This is a genomic window from Rhodococcus sp. G-MC3 (assembly GCF_030063335.1).
Lineage (GTDB): Bacteria > Actinomycetota > Actinomycetes > Mycobacteriales > Mycobacteriaceae > Rhodococcoides.
On sequence record NZ_JASISW010000017.1, the window covers coordinates 1 to 19,955 of the forward strand.

Annotated in this window: 24 protein-coding genes; 11 read left to right on the forward strand and 13 right to left on the reverse strand. The window is 63.5% G+C overall.

Translation table 11 applies throughout. The features are described from left to right. Window positions 1-327: 327 nt before the first annotated feature. Entirely contained in the window at window positions 328-840 is a 513-nt protein-coding gene (locus QMK17_RS18095) for a hypothetical protein (protein ID WP_283510681.1), read from the forward strand. 14 nt (window positions 841-854) lie between these two features. Here QMK17_RS18095 and QMK17_RS18100 read toward each other — a convergent pair whose 3' ends face one another. The 4 genes from QMK17_RS18100 to QMK17_RS18115 form a co-directional block, all read right to left on the reverse strand. Further along, entirely contained in the window at window positions 855-1,187 is a 333-nt protein-coding gene (locus QMK17_RS18100) for a hypothetical protein (protein WP_283510682.1), read from the reverse strand. A gap of 35 nt (window positions 1,188-1,222) precedes the next feature. Continuing rightward, the gene (locus QMK17_RS18105) at window positions 1,223-1,351 is read right to left on the reverse strand and encodes a hypothetical protein (protein WP_283510683.1); all 129 of its coding nucleotides are present in this window, start codon (window positions 1,349-1,351) and stop codon (window positions 1,223-1,225) included. Window positions 1,352-1,500: 149 nt separating this feature from the next. Beyond that, the gene (locus tag QMK17_RS18110) at window positions 1,501-2,097 is read right to left on the reverse strand and encodes a hypothetical protein (RefSeq protein ID WP_283510684.1); all 597 of its coding nucleotides are present in this window, start codon (window positions 2,095-2,097) and stop codon (window positions 1,501-1,503) included. A 697-nt stretch (window positions 2,098-2,794) separates the two neighbouring features. Then, complete coding sequence (locus QMK17_RS18115; RefSeq protein ID WP_283510685.1) at window positions 2,795-3,370, reverse strand: hypothetical protein; 576 nt, start codon at window positions 3,368-3,370, stop codon at window positions 2,795-2,797. A 207-nt stretch (window positions 3,371-3,577) separates the two neighbouring features. On the opposite strand from QMK17_RS18115, the gene QMK17_RS18120 reads away from it, so the two are divergent. Then, a complete protein-coding gene (locus QMK17_RS18120) occupies window positions 3,578-3,922 on the forward strand; it encodes a hypothetical protein (protein ID WP_283510686.1) in 345 nt (114 codons plus the stop codon). 4 nt (window positions 3,923-3,926) lie between these two features. On the opposite strand, the gene QMK17_RS18125 is transcribed toward QMK17_RS18120, so the two are convergent. After that, window positions 3,927-4,502, reverse strand: a complete 576-nt coding sequence (locus tag QMK17_RS18125) for an AMIN-like domain-containing (lipo)protein (protein WP_283510687.1) — start codon at window positions 4,500-4,502, stop codon at window positions 3,927-3,929. Window positions 4,503-4,543: 41 nt separating this feature from the next. On the opposite strand from QMK17_RS18125, the gene QMK17_RS18130 reads away from it, so the two are divergent. From QMK17_RS18130 to QMK17_RS18140, 3 genes are all read left to right on the forward strand, one after another. Further along, window positions 4,544-5,890, forward strand: coding sequence for an MFS transporter (locus QMK17_RS18130; protein WP_283510688.1), 1,347 nt, complete (start codon window positions 4,544-4,546; stop codon window positions 5,888-5,890). Window positions 5,891-5,986: 96 nt separating this feature from the next. Beyond that, window positions 5,987-6,187: a hypothetical protein gene (locus QMK17_RS18135; RefSeq protein WP_283510689.1), complete on the forward strand. Its 201-nt coding sequence runs from the start codon at window positions 5,987-5,989 to the stop codon at window positions 6,185-6,187. Window positions 6,188-6,417: 230 nt separating this feature from the next. After that, window positions 6,418-6,987 carry a YdcF family protein gene (locus tag QMK17_RS18140; protein ID WP_283510690.1) on the forward strand — a complete coding sequence of 190 codons (570 nt, stop codon included), beginning with the start codon at window positions 6,418-6,420 and terminating at the stop codon, window positions 6,985-6,987. Here QMK17_RS18140 and QMK17_RS18145 read toward each other — a convergent pair. Next, on the reverse strand, window positions 6,972-7,334 hold the full coding sequence (locus QMK17_RS18145; RefSeq protein ID WP_283510691.1) for a hypothetical protein: 363 nt from the start codon (window positions 7,332-7,334) through the stop codon (window positions 6,972-6,974). The genes QMK17_RS18140 and QMK17_RS18145 overlap by 16 nt on opposite strands. Next, window positions 7,331-7,729, reverse strand: a complete 399-nt coding sequence (locus tag QMK17_RS18150) for a FluC/FEX family fluoride channel (RefSeq protein WP_283510692.1) — start codon at window positions 7,727-7,729, stop codon at window positions 7,331-7,333. Before QMK17_RS18150 ends, QMK17_RS18145 begins: the two co-directional genes overlap by 4 nt. Window positions 7,730-7,849: 120 nt before the next feature. Here QMK17_RS18150 and QMK17_RS18155 point away from each other — a divergent pair, with 120 nt between their 5' ends. The 3 genes from QMK17_RS18155 (at window position 7,850) to QMK17_RS18165 (ending at window position 10,069) form a co-directional block, all read left to right on the forward strand. Further along, the gene (locus QMK17_RS18155) at window positions 7,850-8,188 is read left to right on the forward strand and encodes an STAS domain-containing protein (protein WP_283510693.1); all 339 of its coding nucleotides are present in this window, start codon (window positions 7,850-7,852) and stop codon (window positions 8,186-8,188) included. A gap of 21 nt (window positions 8,189-8,209) precedes the next feature. After that, complete coding sequence (locus QMK17_RS18160) at window positions 8,210-8,689, forward strand: ATP-binding protein (RefSeq protein ID WP_283510694.1); 480 nt, start codon at window positions 8,210-8,212, stop codon at window positions 8,687-8,689. Window positions 8,690-8,782: 93 nt separating this feature from the next. Further along, on the forward strand, window positions 8,783-10,069 hold the full coding sequence (locus tag QMK17_RS18165) for a hypothetical protein (protein ID WP_283510695.1): 1,287 nt from the start codon (window positions 8,783-8,785) through the stop codon (window positions 10,067-10,069). Between the two features lie 68 nt (window positions 10,070-10,137). On the opposite strand, the gene QMK17_RS18170 is transcribed toward QMK17_RS18165, so the two are convergent. From QMK17_RS18170 to QMK17_RS18190, 5 genes are all read right to left on the reverse strand, one after another. Continuing rightward, window positions 10,138-10,575 (reverse strand): SRPBCC family protein, encoded by a 438-nt coding sequence (locus QMK17_RS18170; RefSeq protein ID WP_283510696.1) that lies wholly within the window; start codon window positions 10,573-10,575, stop codon window positions 10,138-10,140. Window position 10,576: 1 nt separating this feature from the next. Further along, complete coding sequence (locus QMK17_RS18175) at window positions 10,577-12,067, reverse strand: flavin-containing monooxygenase (protein ID WP_283510697.1); 1,491 nt, start codon at window positions 12,065-12,067, stop codon at window positions 10,577-10,579. A gap of 150 nt (window positions 12,068-12,217) precedes the next feature. Next, window positions 12,218-12,586: a hypothetical protein gene (locus tag QMK17_RS18180; protein ID WP_283510698.1), complete on the reverse strand. Its 369-nt coding sequence runs from the start codon at window positions 12,584-12,586 to the stop codon at window positions 12,218-12,220. Window positions 12,587-12,677: 91 nt separating this feature from the next. Next, window positions 12,678-12,890: a hypothetical protein gene (locus QMK17_RS18185; protein WP_283510699.1), complete on the reverse strand. Its 213-nt coding sequence runs from the start codon at window positions 12,888-12,890 to the stop codon at window positions 12,678-12,680. Between the two features lie 126 nt (window positions 12,891-13,016). After that, window positions 13,017-13,520: an arsenate reductase/protein-tyrosine-phosphatase family protein gene (locus QMK17_RS18190; RefSeq protein WP_283510700.1), complete on the reverse strand. Its 504-nt coding sequence runs from the start codon at window positions 13,518-13,520 to the stop codon at window positions 13,017-13,019. A gap of 205 nt (window positions 13,521-13,725) precedes the next feature. Here QMK17_RS18190 and QMK17_RS18195 point away from each other — a divergent pair, with 205 nt between their 5' ends. Next, a complete protein-coding gene (locus tag QMK17_RS18195; protein WP_283510701.1) occupies window positions 13,726-15,093 on the forward strand; it encodes an Hsp70 family protein in 1,368 nt (455 codons plus the stop codon). Between the two features lie 50 nt (window positions 15,094-15,143). Here the strand turns inward: QMK17_RS18195 and QMK17_RS18200 are convergent, their stop codons facing one another. Next, window positions 15,144-16,118, reverse strand: coding sequence for an endonuclease/exonuclease/phosphatase family protein (locus tag QMK17_RS18200; protein WP_283510702.1), 975 nt, complete (start codon window positions 16,116-16,118; stop codon window positions 15,144-15,146). Between the two features lie 357 nt (window positions 16,119-16,475). Here QMK17_RS18200 and QMK17_RS18205 point away from each other — a divergent pair, with 357 nt between their 5' ends. Together QMK17_RS18205 and QMK17_RS18210 are read left to right on the forward strand one after the other, a co-directional pair. After that, window positions 16,476-17,489, forward strand: coding sequence for a DUF1839 family protein (locus QMK17_RS18205; RefSeq protein WP_283510703.1), 1,014 nt, complete (start codon window positions 16,476-16,478; stop codon window positions 17,487-17,489). 33 nt (window positions 17,490-17,522) lie between these two features. Further along, window positions 17,523-19,943 carry a glycosyl hydrolase 2 galactose-binding domain-containing protein gene (locus QMK17_RS18210; protein ID WP_283510704.1) on the forward strand — a complete coding sequence of 807 codons (2,421 nt, stop codon included), beginning with the start codon at window positions 17,523-17,525 and terminating at the stop codon, window positions 19,941-19,943. Window positions 19,944-19,955: the final 12 nt, after the last annotated feature.

The window sequence follows — 19,955 nt, forward strand, 5'->3', positions numbered from 1 at the left end:
GCATCCACAACGAAGGCTGGGACATCACCCTCGGAGCAGACGGGCACCCCACCGTCATCCCACCCGCCACCGAAGACCCACAACGACAACCCAGACCCAGCTACCACCGACAACGAAAACCCGCCGCTTAGAACGATATCGAGGTCTGGCTCAGCCGAGTCGGCACTCCGCCGAGCGGTTGAGCATCGGACGGTCGAACTGTTGGCCGCCCGCACAGAGGCGTTACATCGCTCCGTCGACCCGCCAGTTCGAGCTGCGCCGTCGCTGACCAGGTCGCATACTGGTTCGACACAAAACCGGGGCGGGCAAAATCAAGGGGCGAACGAGATGGCGAAACTACTGAATGGCGGCGCTCTGATCGCCTTGTCGATAGCGCTCGCGTGCGGCGGATGCTCGTCCGACAGCAGCGAAAACGCCTCCGGTCCATCGCCCGCCGCAACATCGGCTTCAGACGCAGGTGGTGTGGAAACCGAAGCGGCCCAAGCCGAAGACGTATCGGGTGGCGGCGACTTCTGCACGTTGTACGCCACACGAGTTGCGCAAGGGCTCGTCGACATCCGAAACGCCGAAGCCGGCAATGTCGAAGACCAGACTCAGATCGCCGAAAGGTTGGCGGCGGAGGCCCCTGTCTCGCAGAGCCAACTACAGGCCGTGGCGCCACCGGAGCCGCTCGCGTGGCTACAGGAAATGGAAGAAGCCGACGCCAAAAGCGCGGCAGGTGATTTCAGTGCGCTCGACGCGACTTTCGGCAACCTGGGACTACTGACAGACTGGGCCATCGCGAACTGCGACGCCGAGTACACCGCCATCTTCACCGAATACAAAACGATCATCGGCTGATTGCGACGGGGTGATCAAGCGCCGAGTTTTTCGTCGACCAACTCTTTGGCGTCCTTCAATCCCAGTCCTGGATATTGCTCGCGCAGGAGCTTGATCGCCGGAATCCGACTGTCGGTTGCGGCGATTGCCGCAGCGACAGCGTGATCGGGCACTGCGTCTGGGGCAAGCGGTTCCGGCGCCACCGGCTTGGGACGCAGCCAGTCGACCAGCAGGATCGCCGCAAGGCCGCCGAACGCAACCTTGTACCAACTATGGTCGGCAACAGAGCCGACCAGCGTAAATGCGATGCATAACGCAACAACAACAGCTACGACGCGCTTGACGATCACACGTCGGCGGTTGGTCACCGATCGACTCTAGCAACGTGTGCGTCAAGACGGCCTCACAGCTTGCCGGTGACCGCGGCCAATGCGAGCACAGCGGCGAGAACGACCATCAACGCTGCGAAACCGGCGAGTTGGAGTGGATGAGTGGCTCCAGGAGGCCGAGGAGTGGTTCGTCTGATCTTCACGCCGTCATAATGCCTTACAAGTTCCTTGCTTGCTCAGCCTGCCAGAGCAATGAACGGGACGGTGTATATAAAACGAATTAGTAGATGTGGTCTGTTTCACGCTCGACCGCACTTGGTACCACCGTCGCCCAATCAGCGAGTCGAGTGCCTCAACCGCCGGAGCTACCCGTGGAAGGGAGCGGGTTGGGAATGATCTGGAAGCCGGGGGGTGGGCAGTAAGTGTGCTCGCACAGGTCAAGGCCTTGGCCGTCGAGGTTGGGCACGGCGTCGGGATTGACGAAGATAATCCCTCCCGGCGACGTGCACGACACGGCCCCACACGTCGTCCCCAGAGGTAGCCCGCGTGAATCCACAGGGTTGGGCGGTTGCATTACCGGTTCGCTCGGTTGCGTCACGGTTTCGCATTCGGTGCACAGTGACGGCGCCGGGACATAGGGAACGAGAGGAGCTCGGGGTGCGACCGGAACTTCGGGAACGGGCGTCGACACGTAGACCGTGCTCGCTATGGTCGGTTCCAGGGGCGGGACCGGGCTGGTCGAGGCGGGACTCGGAGGGATCGTCGACGCGGCCACCGAAGTTGCGGACACCGAGGTCGGCGGCGGCCGGCCGGCGGTACTCGACTCCAAAGAAGTGGGCTGAGCGCCCTTGTCGGTCCCTGACGTGCACCCGGACAAGGCGGCCGCAGTCACGATCAGCGATCCGAACAACAGAAGGCGAACGCTGGCACCGGTCGAACTGAATGACATACGCCCTCCCTGTCGCCAGGTTGTGTGCTGCTCGTCGTGATGTGCATCGACTCGCAACCTCGATCCAGCTACGGAACCGATCGTTACGGTACGGCCACGCTACCTCATGGGTGTAGCCAATCATGAACTCCGCGTTGCCGTGAGGTACGCGACGCGGCCAGATGGCGGCGTAACCGACCGAACCGGCTGATTGCCGCGAATTAACCAGTCGCGAAGATTGATTCGCGGTCATTTTACGAAAACAAGCACGTGTGCAGCGCCTCTCGGCCGGCGCAACTCCGATCCTGCTCAGCGTCAGTGCTTCTGCCGACCCGTCTACAGCGCACTCGGTCTGCAGTGCAATGGAATACCGGATGGGCACGAGTATCAACCCGGACCGTCCCCGCCGGGAAATACTGCGAGATAGGGGATCTGCTGCCGGGAAGCGACGACGGCAGACGCGTGGTCGCATGGGTCCGGCATCACCACATCGGGCTCGAACGTCCGGACACGTCAGCCGTCGCCGGAAGCGCTGCGGCGGTGTTGATCAGGCCGGCAAGCTCAGCTTGCACAGCGCGCATACGGATTTTCCCGCTCGACGGTTCGTATCGCAGTGTCCTCCTGGCTGCGTCGACGAGCGGAGGAGTGGGCCGAGATGCGCCTCTCCGCCGCTCGCGGATCGCCATACGTGCTGGTTTTCGAGAAGCTCCGTCGGGACTCAGCCGGCAGGCGCGGGCGTGGCCTCCTGCGAGGCCGGATCCTGCTGGGCCGGATCCTGTTGGGGAACTTCCTGCAGCTGCGGGTCCTGGCTCTGCTGCTGCATCTGCTTGGCGAACTCGCAGTTCTGCTGCGCATACGTATCGATACGACTGCTCGCGTCACGCGCAGCAGTAATGCTCGCGACGTCCATCGAGGCCTGGGTCTTCGTCTGGTATTCCTCGAGCGAGGTAGTTCCGTTGACCAGTTCGGTGACCTTGGCGCTGGCGTCGCGCACCGTCGTGAGATCCGCCGCGATGTCCGGATCCGCCGCCGCGATGGCTGGGTCGTAGTGCTCGGGCAGACCCTTGCCGTAGTCGGACAACACCGTTTGAAATCCTGCCCAATCGGCAGGGTCGATCGCCGTGTTGGACTGCGATTCCATCTCGAACTTGGAAATGTCCTCCAACTGCGCGCAGAGGTCACCGCCGCCGGCGGCGTCGGAACTCTCGTCCGACCCTTCGTCCGCCCCGCAGCCGGCGAGCCCCATGGTGAGGGCGGCGGCGATGACGACGATCGAGCGAGCTGAGGGCTTCATACGGGTAATTCTCCAAACTGACGAGCGTGCAGGTCGCTCCCCACAGTCACAGTTCGGTCCGTCGATGTCGAGTTGGGTGCCGCTGGCCTGTGAATTGTCACCACCTGCCCGTGCGCGTTTAAGTACACAGGAGGGGCGTCAGCCGCGCACGGGCAGGTGGGCCAGGCCTGGATTGAGTACCGCTCGATTCGAACGTATGGTCGAACAATGAGGGTGAACGGATCGAGCAGCGGAGTGGATCCGCGCCGCCGTCCGTTCAAAGTGCTGACGCCTTCGGTGAAGGTTCTGATCGATCTGTCGATCCTCTACCCGCAGCCTCCACACCACAGTGGCAACTACACGGCGGAGGGGTTCGACGTTCGCGCGGTCGTGCCCGGCGACCTCAGTGAATGGTCCATGACGGTCGACGGCGACTGGATCGGCCGCGTCACTTACCAGTTGATGTCGAAGGATCGATGCGAGACGGTCACGCACTGGGTACCGAGCCGCGTACTCAAGCCGCTGCGGTCACGAGCACGCACTCGCGACGTAGACGAGGTAGGCCCAGAGTGATCTGTCAAGACACTGCGACAGTGAGGGTCGGCGGATCCTGCTGCGACGTCACCGTGAAATTGGGCCGATCGGCCGAAGTTCCGATGAAAGCCTGCGTGACGCCGCTCGACGGCTCCGCAGTCTGGAACGATTCCACTCCGGTGTGCATCGAATCCAGCACCGTCGGCCGGACGGTCGAGCCGGGCTCGGGGGATGGCGACGAGATCAGATCGAGCTGCAGAATCGACGTGCCGGGTACATCGAGCGTCGCGTTGTCGCCATAGGTCACGGCGGCGTCGACGTAGTGGCCGACATAATTGACCACGCCGTCGCCGAAGAACGTGAATACCACTCCGCCCCGGTCCATTCTGACGTCAGAGATTCCGAACGGACCAGGTGGCGTCGTGGTGGCGGGTATGCCCTGAGGTGAGGGAGCAACCTCGGGAACCGGTGAACCGACGGTGAACGATCCCGATGCGATACGAACGTCGTCCACCGTCTGGGGAGCAGTGGACTGCGTGATGGTCTCGGTCGTGTCCTCGGTACTGCAAGCGGCGAGCAACAGGCCCGCCGCACACAGCAGCGCCACCCCAGTTCGCATGGGGACGAGGGTATACCGACCGGCAATGAGAGAATGATTCGGTGAAAACCGGCGAGCAGATCGTTCAGGAACTCCCCTGGAAATGGGCGGTTCAGGGCCGCATCTTCATCATCGGCGGCCTCGGCTTCATGTTCGACGCCTGGGACGTGGCACTCAACGGATTTCTGACGCCACTGCTCGGCGCATATTGGGATCTTTCGCAGGCCGAACGAGGACTCGTCGCCACCGGCAACCTCATCGGCATGGCGGTGGGAGCCGTCGTCTGGGGAACCATTGCGGACCGGCTCGGCCGCAAGCGCGCGTTCACGCTGACGCTGCTGATCTTCGCGTTGTTCTCCATCCTCGGGGCGTTCTCGCCGAACTTCGAGCTGTTCGTACTTCTTCGTTTTTGCGCGGGATTCGGACTCGGAGGGTGCATTCCCGTCGATTACGCACTCGTCGGTGAATTCTCGCCGCGCCGGATTCGCGGAAAAGTGCTGTCTGCCATGGATGGATGGTGGCCCATCGGAGCGACCATCTGCGGCGTCGTCGCGACGCTTCTCGTTCCGATCGACGGTGACATCCGATGGCGAATCATGTTGCTGTTCATGATCTTGCCCGCGCTCCTGCTGTTCTGGGTGCGACGCGGGATCCCTGAATCGCCGATCTATCTGGCCAATGTGGGCCGTGATGCCGAAGCGCGTGCGGTCATCGACGACATGGTCACCCGCACGGGCGCCGAGCCGCAGCAGTACGCGATTGCCGCGCAGACGACGGTCAAGAGCGGGCTGAAGTCCGTATGGAGTTACAGCCCTAGGATCACCTCGACGGCATGGCTGCTCTTCGTGTCCATCCTGCTGCTGTACTACGCGGCACTGAGTTGGATGCCGTCGATCCTTCGCCGCGAGGGGTACGACGATTTTGCTGCGTTCGCCGGCACGACGCTGATGACCGCCGTCGGCATCCTCGGAGTCGCGGTGTCGGCGTACCTTGTGGAGGTCGTCGGGCGGAAATGGGTCATCGGGATCTCGGGCCCGATCGCAGGCGGCGCGCTGGTGCTCTTCGCCGTGATGCTCGACGTCGGATCCGGTGCGCTTCTGTGGCTCGCGGTATTCGGGTTCGTCATCCAGATCGCGATACCGGTCCTGTACTGCTACGTCTCCGAGCTCTACCCGACGCCTTTGCGGGCGTCGGGATTCGGCTACGCGTCCTCGGTCAGTCGCGTCGCCACCGGCTTCGCGCCGCTGCTCTTCGGGTCGGTGATGTGGCCGGTCCTGGGGCTCCCGCTCACCTTCGCGATCGTCACCGGATTCGTCGTGTTCGCTGTGCTCTGGATGGCCTACGCGGCGCCGGAAACCAAGGGACGTGCACTCGACACTCTGACCGAGGAACCTGCGCCGATCAGTTGAACGACGCTGCCGCGAACGAACAGGTTTCGGCTACCGAAAATGGGGTATTCGACTGGTCCGCGGTAGCCGAGACTCGGCTACGGGGAGGGGATTGTGATGCGTTTCGTTACTTTGATCGTCTTGGTCTGGCTCATCATCGGCGGAGTCGCGGTGTTCCAGCGCGGATACTTCGACAGCGCCCCCGAGAACTGCGCAGGCATCGGGACCATCGCTTTGACCGTCGTTGCGGGGCCGCTCAACTACGTGGGCGTGAACCCAGAAGTCAAGGACTGCAACCTTCCGGAACCGAGCCAGTAGCTCTCAGTTCACCATGAGTGGTCCGTGGCAACGCTCGAACCGTTGCCGCGGACCACTCATGCGTGTGCGGACCGCGGCCTACTGACCTGCGCCGGTGCAGGGGTTGGGGCATCACATCGGCGACGACCGAAACGAACATCAGCGCAACAATCGAAATTCACCCGTCGACGGTGGGGTGACGTTCGTCGCTGGGCGAGGCACGTGAGTTGCTCGCTGCCTACTCTTGACTGGTGATCCGCCGGAACTTCCTCGTCGCGCTGGCCATGGTGCTCCCGGTTGTCCTGGTGTCGGTGGTCGGCATCGGCGGGTACCTCACGTTCACGAAGGCGACCGTCGACACGGTCGCCAAGGCCGACGCCATCATCGTCCTCGGTGGTGAACACGACGGCCGCGAGGCGTACGGCGTCTCCCTCGCCGAACAGGGCGTCGCGGACACCGTCGTTCTGTCCGATCCGTATGGCAAGTCGGATGCCGTCATGAAGAAGTACTGCGACACTTCCACCGCCACGTACACCGTTCTCTGCGAAAAACCGGATCCGAGTACGACGCGCGGCGAAGCTATCTTCACCCAGCAGCTCGCGCAGGAACGTGGTTGGACGCACGTGGTCGTGATCAGCTGGCGCTACCACCTTCCGAGGGCCAGACACATCTTCGCCCAATGCTTCGACGGGCAGGTCACGATGGAAGCAGTGCCGCGCACATACAACTTCTCGCTCGTGTACTGGGAGTACACCTACCTCTATCAACTGGGCGGCTTCGCCAAAGCTGCAGTCCAGGGCGACTGTCAGAACTTGCGGTGAAGCGTCAGGCCTGCGCTGTAGAGCAGGAAACCGAACATCGCGCACGCGACGCCGCTCACCACGCACGCCGCCAAGAACGTCAGACCGGCGCGGTAGCGGCGCTCGCGCAACCGAGTCACCGTCACCCACGCAACGGACGACATCGGGGCCAGAGCGCCGAGGAATCCGAAGCACACCAACCCGGTGAACCACTGGGGCGGCGACGCAGCGGTGACGAAACCGAGCAGCACGCACGTGCCGCCCGTCAGCATGAGAACCCGCCTGGCGTCGGTCACGGCCTGCGTCACCGCGTAGTGAACGAGCGCCCCGCCCGCCCCACCGGCAGCGATGAGTAAGACCAGAATCATCGCGCTGCTTCCGTCGGTCGCGTGACCAGCGCACCGACTGCCAGCGCGAGAACGGCGACAACGGGCGTCACGACGATGTAGACCACCGACTTCCACGCGCCGTCGAAGGTCACGCCCTGCAGCGCGTAGAAGCTGAATGTGGTGAAACCGCTGGCGAGGCCGATGACGGCCGCGCGGACCGTGGCGGCTGCCCGCCCCGACAGGTAACCGAGTGCCGCGCCGAGCAGCACGCACCCGAGAACATTGATCCCGAACGTATTGATGAGAAGCCACTTGGGAGAGTCACGCCAGTGCCAGATCTCGTAGCGCACGACGGCTCCGAGCGCACCCCCGAACGCCACCGCCGCGCCAGTGGGCAGAGGTATCGGCATCACCGGGCCGAGCCTATCGGCCACCGAGGCCGACGGCACTGCCGAAGAGTCGAGATCACACCGTATGCAGGCCGCAAGTTCGCTCCGGTATGTTTAGCAACTGTGACGCTAGAAGAGTCAGGGATTGGCCCGCAACATTTCGACGTGACCGTGCACTGGCAGGACGACACGGTGATCGTCACTGTCTCAGGCGAGTTGGATCTCGTCACCGCGCCGCAGTTGTCCGAGTCGATGGAGTTGGTGCTGGGGAAGCATCCGACCGGTGTGGTGATCGACCTGTCCAAGGTTGGATTCCTCGCCTCCGCCGGGATGTCCCTCCTGGCGTCGACGCATCAGAAGATTTCTGGCACGACGGGATTCGCGGTGGTCGCGGATGGTCCAGCCACTGGTCGTCCGCTGACGTTGGTCGGACTGGATCAGGTATTCGGAATCTTCGCCACAGTCGACGAAGCGCTCGCTGCGCTACAAGCGGGTAGTTCCTGAACTTTCGGGTATGACGAACTCATGATGGCAATCGCATTCGGTGAAGACGACGCCCTGGCTGCCTCTGATCGACGACCGCAAGCCGGACTACCTCGTGGGGACGTCATGAACCTCAATTTCGACGGTGAATCTGCCGTCGCCGACAGAGCTTCTGCACTCAGAGTGGCCCTCCGTGAGTGGCTTACCAGCCTCCAGGTTGCGCCGGACCGCGTGTACGACGTGGTGCTGGCTACCTACGAAGCATTGGCCAACGCCGTCGAACACGCCTACGTCCGCGACAGCGCACCCGGAACCCTCGACTTGCACGCTCGATGTATGCCCAAGACCGGGTGGATCGAAGTGGTGGTTTCCGATCGGGGCGCGTGGGATGTTCACGCACCCGACTCGACCCGTGGCAGAGGCGTCCCGCTGATGCACGCCCTCGCCGACTCCACCGCCGTCACATCCGATCACGACGGAACCACGGTTCGCCTGGTGTGGGACGCCCTCACTCCCGCCTAGAACGTGTGAAGTTCCCCCAAAATCCGGACACGCTCGCTGTGACGGAGCACAATCGGCTACCTCAGCAGTCACGGTGCCCGGGGGGAGGGGAAGATGAATGCGCTTGTGCCGGGAACAGTTGTCGCGGGCAAATATCGCTTGCTCGGGAGGATGCGCAGTGTCGAGTGGGCGCAGTGGTGGATGGCCCGAGACCTCGCCACCGCAGCCGAGATAACACTGACGTTCGTCCCTGTCGATGTCATCGAATCGAAGGACCGGTCGACCGGTGCGGTCCGACGGTATTGCGACCGCACCCTGGCTCTGTCCAGCCGAAACCTCCCCATTCGGGCAGTCGACGTGGTTCGTCCCTACGTCGTCGTCGCTGCCGGTGTGCCGCCTCCCACCACTCTGGAGGAATTCGGGCCTACATCATCGGCCGCTGCAGTGCAGGCGGTGACCCATCTGGTGTCGGTTCTGCGAGCAGTGCATCGGCGAGGACGTACGGTCGCTCTGAATCATCCGACTCTGGTGCGGGTGACCGACGACTCTCTCGCTGTACTCGCCTGTCCTGCAGTCGGTTTCGGTTCCTCCACCGAGACCGAGCTGGTCGGGCTCGGTGCGGTACTGCACACCATGCTCGTCGGCTACTGGCCATCGGCCATGGATCCTGCCCCGCCGGGACGCGTCGGCGCCGTGGCAGCCGAAGCCCGGGCAGGGCACTACGCGACTCTCGACGAGTTCGAAGCGGCGCTGGTCGACGCCACGACCGAACATGCACCGGCCAATCGGTGGACCGATACAGCCGGGGCGCGGACGATGTCGGTAGCACTGGCCTGCGCGGTACTGGCCGTGTTCGGCGCAGGCGGGTGGTACCTCTCGACCGCGGTGTTCGGCGGTGACTACGGAGACATCAACAATGTCGTCGCAATCCCGTCCCTGCCTGCTCCTACCACGACGCCACCGCCTGTAGCAGTCCTCCCCACCGGCGCCGAAGCGTGGTCGGCCGTCCGGGCTCCCGACAACTCCGATGAAGCAGGCCGTGCCGTGGACGCCGATCCGGCGACGTCCTGGTCCACCGACCGCTACCGCACGCCCTTCGCTGGAAGCGACGACGGAATCGGTGTGCTCGTGACCTTCGCCGAACCCGTCGGCGTGAGCGAAGTCTGGGTGACGACGGCGCATCCGGGCACCGTCGTCGAAGTCAGGACGCCGCCCGACGCCGACGGCACGTTGGACTCCACCCGGATCCTCGCCTCGGGGGTTCTGAGCTTGGGGGCTACGCACATCCCCGTCGTTACACCCGAGACGTCGCGATCACTGCTGATCTGGGTCGCGAGACTCGCACCGTCCGGATCGCAGTTCGCCTCCGACTTCTCCGAGATCGGATTCACCGGGAGATGATGTCCAGGGCCCATGGTGTTCCACCGTCCGGCATGAGGAACAAAGCTTCGAGGCACTGGTTTCGAGCGTCAGGCCTCCAACTGCTTACGTAAGGTTGACTCGGTTTGGCGAATAGCCTGACCCACCACCGGCTCGACCAACGCGCCGAGCGCGCGGCCGGCGAGCCCACCGGGGAGCGAGTACGCGAACTTCACATCCAGACGTGTTCCGCCGTCGTCGGTGTCGGAGAAGGCCCACGTCGACGTGGTCGATATCCCGTCGATGGACGAGAGCGTCAACGACTCGTTCTCGATCCACTCGGTGACTCTGAGTGTGGAACGTAGTGTCTTGGGGCCGATCTGCATCGCCGCGGCGAACGTCGCACCGAGACCATGGCTGACGTCGCCGACCGGTTCGAACGAGCGAACCCCGAACATCCACTTCGGGATCGTTCGGTAATCGTCGACGTAGCCGAACGCGTGTGTTCGGGTGCAGTCCGATACTGCGGTGTGCTCGATCAGAGCCATGTCAGACGCCTACCCTGTTGTAGGGGGTGCTGGTGTAGTTCTCGAGATCGAAGCCAGAGAGCTTGCGGCGCAACGACCCCGTCGACCACGGCCACGCCGCGAAATTCTTGCCGTTGGCATCGAGGTAGTAGCTGGCGCAGCCACCGCTGTTGAACACCGTGGCGCCGAGCGATTCCTGGACTGCGTCGTTGAACTCGCGGAAGGGTGCGTCGGCGATCTCGATCACCTCCACTCCGGCGCGATCTGCCTGGATGATGCCGTCGACGATGTAGTCGAGCTGGGATTCGGCCAATCCGAGAAATGAGTTGTACACCAAGATGTTCGGGCCGAGCATGATGAATGCGTTCGGTGCGCCGGGCACGGTGGTGGCGAGATACGCTTCGGGACTGTCGACCCATTTGTCGGACAACAGGATTCCGTCATCGCTCCGGATCTTGGAAGCAATCGGTGGATGGCTGACATCGAACCCAGTGCCGAAGATGATGACGTCGACGTCGCGGGACGAGCCGTCGGATCCAATGAGCCGGTTGCCGTCGATCCTCACGAGAGCCTCGGGCAGAAGGTTTACGTTCGGCTCGGCCAACGCAGGGAGATATGTGTTGGACAGCAGCAATCGCTTGCATCCGAGGGTGAAGTCCGGTGTCAGCAACCTTCTCAGCTCGCGGTCGGGTATCTGGTGTGCCAACCAGGCGGTCCCGATCGGGGTAAGCAACCGAGCTGTGTGCTCGCGCCGCATCACAGCGGTCAGAGTCCGGAGGATGACGTCGATGCCCTGGCGCAGCACTCGCTGCGCGATGGGTGCACGACGGAACAGGGAGTGAGCCACCGCGGGGAAAGTGAAGTCGAGGCGCGGAACCACCCACGACGGAGTTCGCTGAAAGACGTACAGAGACTCGACGATCGGCTGGATCTCGGGAATGAACTGCACGGCGGAGGCGCCGGTTCCGATGACGGCGACGCGTTTACCTTCGAGGTCGACGTCGTGATTCCATCGGGCGGAATGGAAGATCTCGCCCTCGAAGTTCTCGATACCGGGAACCTCGGGCGTCTTCGGGTCGGTGATGGGTCCGGCCGCGAAAATGACGTACTGCGCGTTGTATCGGCCGGCAGTGGTGTCGACGATCCATTTCCGGAGCTCGCTCGACCAGCGAGCTTCGATCACCTCGGTGTCGGTCCTGATCCAGGGTGCGAGGCCGAGTGAGTCGACGGTGTTCTCGATGTACTCGAGCAGCTCGGGTTGCTTGGCGAAATTGCTGCGCCAGGAGGGGTTCGGATTGAAGGAGAACGAATAGACGGGTGACGGGATGTCGACTCCGCATCCCGGATAGGTGTTCTCTCGCCAGACCCCACCGACGCGGGAGGCTTTCTCCAGCACGACGAAGTCGGTGATGCCTGCGGCGCGCAGCTTCGCGGCGGCGGCGATGCCGGACAGACCGGCGCCGACGACCAAGACCTTGACGGTGTCATCGGATGGGGGATGGTGTGCGGACATGCACAAGACGATACATGTAACTAGTATTTACACATATATTTTCCGGAATGATTGTGAAGTATTACGGTCCTCGATTCACGCACGACGATGGCGAGAGAAACAAAACCGATACTTCGATACCGCTGTTCCGCGTCGGACGAGCGAGACGAACTACCTGGTGGTGGTCGCCGACTCCGACTCCGACGCTTTGCTCGTCCGGGGACGCTCTCGTGACGTCCTCGTGGTGGATTGAGCGGTGGACTTTGCCGTGGACTGGGCGGTTGTGCTGCTGGGGGCCGGCGTCGTGGTGGTGACGCGGGGAGTGGTCGGTACCGCCACCTGCCACGTCGGTGACGGAGGAACAACGATTCCCGAGCTCGTCGCGTTGACGGCAGTGCTGAGGTCCGAGCGCAGTGCGGGTGGCGCGACCTTGGTGTCCGAGTCGTCGAAGGCGCCGCCGAGGGCGCCGATCGTCAGGCCAACCGTCACGGCGAGCCCCGCGACTGCCACCGCGGACACTGCGATGACTTTGTCGCGCATCTAGTGAGATCCCTTTTTCTCCGGTTGCCACGTCGGTCCCAGCGGCACTGTTGCCCAGGACGCTACCGCAGATCGGAGGGGCTGGCTGTGCTCAGCTGGCGACCGCAGCGTTGCCTCGACCGCCGCCGAATCGGTGTTCCCAGACGTCACCAACGAGACGGTGGCCCTGCCATCGGCGTCCACGAAGCGCCTTACGATGCTCGGTGGTCGTCCGCACGGCCCATGTCATGGCCTTGCTATCGGTGGACAGCTCCGCCTCGGCGAGCAGTTCGTCGTCCTCGGTACGTACCTGATACATCGGCATGAGCACATCATGCACGACGACAACCAGTCGCGCTCGGCCTTGAATTTATGCGGACCGTCGCATCGCTTGGTAACTGCCACACAGCATTCGAGCTTTCATTCAGCCGGTATGCAAACGGGCCGGCAGTCAGCAGACGCGAAGAATTGTAGGTAAAGCGTCGGCGATCTGCTGGCCGATCAATTCATACGTTTCACGCTCCCGGCGGTACGGATCCTCGATATCCAGAGCACCCACCTGATGCCGCGCCCGGGCGTCGGCGACCTCGTCGACAGTTCGAGCGCCGGCCACCTCGACGAGCGAGGCGGCCTCGAGGAGGGTGAAGGTTCGTCGCAGTTTGCGCGGAGCGATAGCGAGCACCGCATCGCGATGGCGGGCGGTCATCGTCAAAATCAGATCCGCCTCGTCCGCAATCTTCGCCGTGAGACGCCGTGCGACAAATCCCTCGGATTCGCCGCCGAGTTGATGCAGAACAGACGCCGCCTCCTCGTCCATCGCATGCCCGACGAGGCCGTGTGTACCCGCGCTGGACGACGTCACGTCCAGGCCGCCCTCGTCTGAATACGCCACCGCGAGTCGTTCGGCGGTAGGAGATCGGCAGATGTTCCCGGTACAAACGAAGAGGACATGCACGGCGCAACAGTAATGCCCGCGGCATCACCTGAAGCATTCCGCAGGCTCCACGCCCGGCCCCTGGGGCATTCCGCAGGCTCCACGCCCGGCACCAATCGCATTCGGGGAACGGTCACGCTACAGTGAGGCCCGAGCGGGGGCTTCGAGACTGGATCGTTATCTATCCTGTCGGCGAGTCCCTTCGCGCATCCAAGTGAGGCAGGTCATGGCAGAGGTTCTCGGGGTATCGGTAGGAGCGAGTGCTGTCCGCATGGCGCGCCCCGACCTTCGCCTCCATACATCGGGTGAGCGTGAGCTGGACTTTCACAACGACACCGTCGACGCCCACTTCGATCGCGCCGAGGAAGTCGCCGCAGAATCCATCGGTGTCGTTCTCTCGCAGAGCAACGGCGATAGGTATGTCGAAGCGACCGGAGTCGCCTACCGAGACCAGCAACAGTTCGGCGACATCCAGCAGGCCATGATGGAGCAGCGGCTCTACAACTACCGGCTCGTGCCCGAGGCTAGAGCGGCACTCGCCTACCTCGAAGCGACTGGCGAGATCGGCAACTTCTCCACCATCGCGCTCTACGACCTCGGCAGCTCGGGCCTGACCATCACCGTCGTCGACCGTGCGTCGGGAGATGTCCTGCTCGCTGAGCGGACCACCGACATCAGTGGCTCGGACTTCGATCGTCTTATCTGCGACAACCAGCTGGCCAAGCAGGGCGTCGATCTGGACAACGCGGTCGGCATCGCGGAATTCACCACGCGATGCCGGATCGCCAAGGAACAACTCTCCACCTCGGGTGCGGTGTGCCTACCCGGTGACTCCGGCGTGATCCTCATCTCCCGTGAGTCGTTCGAGGCTCTCGTGACCGTTCCGATCGAGTACTCGGCGCGGCTGGTTCGAGATGTCATCACCCGGTCTCCGCAGCGCGTCGACGCACTGTTCCTCGTCGGCGGTGGAGCTCGCATTCCACTCGTCGAGGCAATCCTGCGGTCCTGGACGGGCCTTCCCGTCGTCGCGCCCGCAGATCCCGAGGCCGTGGCAGCCAAAGGCGCTGCTCTGCTCGCAACCCCGGTGAACAACGTCCCGCCGCCGAACAACCCAGCCCGAACCGCTCACTCGTCCTCGAACGGTGGCGCTACCGCACTGACCGGTGCACCCGAATGGCTCAGCCCGGAACCGGTGGACCGTTCGGTCACCTCCAAACGAAAGATCCGTGGCGCTGCGCTGGTTGCCGGCGGTCTCGCGGCCGTTGCCGCGTTGGGTTTGACGCTCGGCTACGGGGGGTCCGAAGATTCGACGAGTGCGCCCGCCGACAACGAGCAGCCCTTGACTTCCGCGGCCCCGTCCACGACGCGTTCGGCGCCGACCACGACTGTGACGACGCCACCGCCCGTCACCACAACGGTTGCGCCTGCTCCAGTGGAACCCGCTCCCGTCGAGACATACGAGGAACCGCAGTACGAAGAGCCTGCACCTGCGCCGCCTCCAGCCCCGGCTCCGCTGATTCCGGGTCTGCCGCAGTTCCAGCTCCCGCAGATCCAGCTGCCGCCGCCCCCGGTCTTCCAACTTCCACGTTTCTAGCGTCCCGGGAACCAGGCACACACTCTGCTGACTTCTCGCCCCGAATCACGTCAGGGCGAGTCGCCAGAAAGGTGCTCCGTCCGACCTGTTGGCAGTCGTAGGTTGGCCATCACTGCCAGATGGTCGGAGCCGGGTATCGACACCGGCGCCACGTTGAGGGCGTCGACGCTGTCGCTGACCACCACGTGATCGAGTTGAGCCAGCGGACGGTCGGACGGGAACGTGCGGAACAGGCCTGCCCCCGCCATTCCGGCCGCGTCCCCGAACCCGTCGGTCGCCAGATCTCGGAACTGGCGGTGGTCCCACGTGGCATTGAAGTCACCCGCGACGAGAACGGTCTTCGTGTAGTTGTCCATCCCGGTCCGCATCTTCTCGAGGTCGGCTGCCCACTCGACGGCGTGGCGCGGGGTCGCAGGCGACATCGCGTGAAACGACACGACCGTCAGGTCGACGCCGTCGATGGTGGTGTCGGCTTGGACTGGGACGAAACCGAAGCCCTCGAGTCGGGTTCCGCCGGTGAGCGGAGTTTTGCTCCACAGTCCGGTGCCGTCGGCGACCGGTAACGCAGCAGTGAAGCTGTAGGGGAGCAATTTCTCCACCCCGGCCGACGTGAGATCGTCCACCTCGTCCTGGGTCAGCTCTTGGACCGCGAGAATGTCGGCGTCGCTTGCTTCCACCTGCGCCACGATCGACCTCGCATCCGCCTCGCCGTGTCCGGCATTGATGGTCAGAACGGTCATCTCGGGTCCGGTTGCGACCTGTTCGTCGGTCGCGAAACGCGGAACCTGAATCCCAGCCAGCGCTACCGTCACGATCAGTGCCACCAGTAATCCAACGCGCGACCTCGCCGCGGCGAAAACGACTGCGGCGACGGCTGTAGGGATGGCGGCGAACTGCATGCCCACCATGACCGCAACCAGAGTGATCTGCGTCACATTTAGTTGGCGAACAATGGTGAATACCACTGCCAGCGCCAGGATCGACCACGCGATCACCAGTGCCGATCCGCGCACGACGCGTGCCACTCTGCCGCCTCCGGTTGGTCGAGCCGCAAGCGGCAATCCAGTAGTTCTTCAGTGATTAGACTTGGCGTATGCCCAGCTCAGACACGGTATGTAAGTGTGGTCATCAGCGGACCGCGCATCAGCATTACCGCCGAGGAAGCGACTGCTCCCTCTGTGAATGCCATCGTTTCCGTCGTCCAGTACTAACCTTGCTGACGGGCCGAGCGGATCGTTAGCCGATCTACCTCTAAGCGATCGTACCGCCCAAAATTGGGCGGTAAACATACCGATTGGTTAGAATCATGGTGGTAAATCTAGGCAATACGGGCAATTCGGCATGGAGACCGTGAGCTTGTGATCGAAGCGGGAGGCACGGTCATGTCGCACAGCGCGACCATCGCAGCAGCCGCGACCAGCGCGAAAGCCGCTGAGTGGCGTGTTCTCGAGCTGCATCCATCGACGTATCGAACCCATTCCATCCATGCTCACGATCGAGTCTGGACCGAAACGAACTGTTACGTGGATCTCTGGATCGAGCTTCTGCACTCGCTCGGCGCGGACCCGACACCAGCACTGGCGTTCGTGCTGAGCGCGGACTGCGACGGCAGGCAGTGGGACTTCGTCAAGATGCAATCAGAGGACCTCCGCACTCTCTACGGGATCGATGTCGGCGAGATGAACGTCTGGCGGCCGGTGCTCGAGCACGTGCGGGAAGGGTTTGCCGACGGCGTTCTGGTCACTGTCGAGGTCGACGGTTTCTGGCTTCCCGACACCGCGGGCACCAGTTACCGCAATCAGCACACCAAGACCACGATCGTCCCCAACTCCGTCGACGAGACCGAGAAGGTTCTCGGTTATTTCCACAATCGCGGCTACTTCGAATTGTCCGGCGCCGATTTCGACGGAGTGTTCAACCTCGCGCCTGCCGCGCATGCCGAGGTGCTGCTGCCGTACGTCGAGCAGATCCGACTCGGACGAAACTTGATTGCCGGCGGTGTGGAAGATCGAGATCTGGCCGTAGCGCGTGCGCATCTCGCACGACGGCCGTCAGCCAACCCCGTCGAGGCTCTCGCACGGAAGATCATCGCCGACATTCCGCTGGTGCAGACGGGAGGCCCTGACGCCTTCCACCTCTGGTCTTTCGGCCTCCTGCGTCAGTGCGGTGCGACCGCCGAACTGGCCGCCGACCTCGTCGGTTACTTGGCTGGCCGGGGCGTGCCCGAGATCGCTGCAGCGGGACCACACTTCCTACAGGTGGCTCAGGGGGCAAAGGCCGTTCAGTTCCGGATGGCACGCGCGGCGCGTGGCCGGGCCGTCGCGCTCGACGAACCACTCGCAGACATGGCGGCAAATTGGTCGGCAGCGATGGATATCGTGTCCAATGCACTGTGAGAAGTTTCGGTGGAAGAAAATAGTGCCGGGACAGTGAGTTCCTCCATCACTGGCAGTGTGGATTATCTGGTCGATGCCCGGTGGCAGCTGACGTCCACCAGTGCCGGGTCCTGCGCGCATCCACGTGATCTGCCGACGGATGCCTCGTGGATCACCGCTCAGGTGCCGGGCACGGTTGCTTCGGTGTTGGATCGCCCCGACCAGGATGCCGTGGACTGGTGGTTCGTGACGACCGCTTCGGTCCGCGAGGACACGGCCCTGTCGCTGACCTTCGACGGAATCGCAACATATTCGACCATCTGGGTCGATGACATCGAAATCGCCTGCACGCGTTCGATGTTCGTCCCCGAGACCATCCACTTCACGTGCGATGGCAGCATTGTCGATATCGCAGTACGTATCGGTTCCATGGATGCCCATCTGAAGAAGCGACGGCCCCGGGGGCGTTGGCGTTCCTCGCTCGTCGCTCAGCAGGGGTTACGTCACGAGCGCACCACGATGCTCGGCCGCGCCCCGGTGTACGGCCCGCTGCACGCGCCGGTCGGGTTGTGGCGACCGGTGACCCTGAGGGACCAGTCGCGCGTACGCGACGTCCAGGCAAACACATCGTTGAACGGAAACGACGGAGTGATGCGGATCCGGGCCGAGTTCGATACCGAGCCAACGTCGGTGGTGCTCCGAGTAGGCGAGTCGACCTTTGCGCTGCCGGTGGGGTGCCTGCTCGACGAGGAGGTGACGATCGCGGACGTCGCACTGTGGTGGCCGCACACTCACGGCGAGCCGGTGCTCTACCCGTGGTCGCTCGACGTCGATGGGCGCACGCTACACGCTGGGAGAGCAGGATTTCGAAGCGCAGTACTGGAACGCAACGATGCTTCGGTGACGTTGAAAATCAACGACATTCGTGTCTTCGCGCGGGGTGGATGCTGGGTTCCGCCCGATCCGACGCGACTGTGGGTATCCGCGGATCGGATGCGGACGGAACTCGAGCAGGTACGGTCAGCCGGTCTCAACATGGTACGAGTCGTCGGAACGCTCGTCTACGAGCAGCCCGAATTCTGGTCGCTCTGTGCAGAATTGGGAATCATGGTGTGGCAGGACGTCATGTTCGCGACCACTGATCCGCCGGAGGACCCCGAGTTCGTCGGCTCGGTGGAGCAGGAGCTCGGCGCTCTCACGCTGACGGTCGGCGACAACCCGGCTCTGGTGGTTGTCAGCGGCGGCAGTGAGACTCAGCAGCAGGCCACGATGTTGGGAGTGCCCGCGAGCGAGCAACATATTCCGTTGTTGCAGAAGACTATTCCTGATCTACTCGCCAGCGAACTCCCCGGAGTTCCCTATGTCACCTCCAGCCCGTCCTCGGTGTCCGGCGAGCTACACACCCACGTGGGCGATGGCATTGCGCACTACTTCGGCGTCGGCGGTTACCTGCGCCCCCTGTCCGACGTGCGCACGGCACGTGTTCGTTTCGCGGCCGAATGTCTGGCGTTCGCAGTGCCGCCGGAACGTAGAGCAGTGGAGAAGATGTTCGGATCGGCCAACGTCGCCGGGCATCACCCCGAGTGGAAGGCCGCGGTACCGCGAGATCGCGGATCGTCATGGGACTTCGAAGACGTCCGCGATCACTATGTCCGCGACATCTTCGGGGTCGACCCGAATCTGGTGCGACGAGACGACGCCGAGCTCTACCTCGACTACGGGCGAGCCGCGGTGTGCGAAGCAGTCACCAGGTCGTTCGAGCATTGGCGCAGACATGATTCCGAATGTGGCGGCGCGCTCGTGCTGACGCTGCGGGACCTGGTTCCCGGTGCAGGATGGGGTCTGCGCGATTCGAACGGTTCGCCGAAGGCACCGTGGTACAGCTTGGCCCGCATGAGCAGGCCGGTCTCGGTGTTCTTCGTCGACGACGGTCTCGACGGGCTGAGCATCGAGTTGATCGACGACACCGCACACTCGGTTCGCTGCGCACTCCGAGTTGCCCTGTACGGCCCGTTCGGTCCCGTCGGCGACATGCACGAGACGCAGGTCGAACTGGAACCGCACAGCGCACAATCGGTGTCGTTGGACCGAGTCGTCGGTGCCTTTGCCGACATCAACCACGCGTACCGCTTCGGGGCGCAGACCTATGTGGCCGCCGTCGCCGAACTGGTCGACGAACACGGGGCCGTCGTCGCCGACGCCACCCACCTCATCGGTGAGCGACCGGTACGGCAGAACGACGTCGGACTGACTGCGCATGCCGAGAAGGTAGGTCCGGGGGAGTGGACGCTGACGGTAACGACCCAGTGGGCTGCGCAATACGTGTGCGTCGATGTCGACGGCCTGGACATCAGCGACTCGTGGTTCCACCTTGCGCCGGGAGCGAGCCGGACACTGACACTGACCGGAGACAAGCCGAAGCCGTCGGGGCACGTGCGAGCGCTGAACTCGATCAAACGAGCGCACTTCAACTAGCTGATCACGGCG